General features: G+C 67.9%; 1 protein-coding gene. It reads left to right on the top strand.

The window, feature by feature from the left end:
• Positions 1–520: NrtA/SsuA/CpmA family ABC transporter substrate-binding protein (locus AC1DWF_RS38555; protein WP_476843666.1), on the top strand; the 520-nt coding region annotated here is incomplete at both ends.

Genomic DNA, 520 nt, shown 5'->3' with positions numbered 1-520 from the left:
GATGGGCGCGCTGCGGCTCATCCACTCCATCACCCCCTTCTTCTACGAGCGCTTCATGCCGGAGGGCATGACGGTCGAGGTCATCCCCTTCGAAAGCCCGACCGAGGGAAAGAACGCTGTCGTGACGCGCTCCGTCGAGTTCGGCGCCTTCGGTGTGGCCGCGGGCATCCTGGGGGCGGCGGCGCGCGAGCCGGTGACGGTCATCGGCTCCTGCTGCGACAAGGGCATGGCGATCGTCGCCCGCAAGGACGGGCCGATCAACACGCTGACCGACCTGCGCGGCAAGCGCGTCGGCATCTGGCCGGGCTCGACGCAGGAGGTCTTCGTGCGCGAGCGGCTGCGGATGGAGGGAATGAACATCCGCGACATCACGAATATCCGCGTGAGCTTCAGCGAGATGCATGCGGCCCTCGCCCGCGGCGATATCGACGCCTATGTGGGCGCGGAGCCGGGCCCCGGCATCAGCATCGTCTCCGGCATCGGGAAGATCGTGGAGTTCCCGTACTCCACCGCCATGGGC

This window comes from Aminobacter sp. P4_D5 (assembly GCF_056401815.1).
Note: the sequence above shows the minus strand (reverse complement) of the source record. Positions and strands in the feature narration are given on the sequence as shown.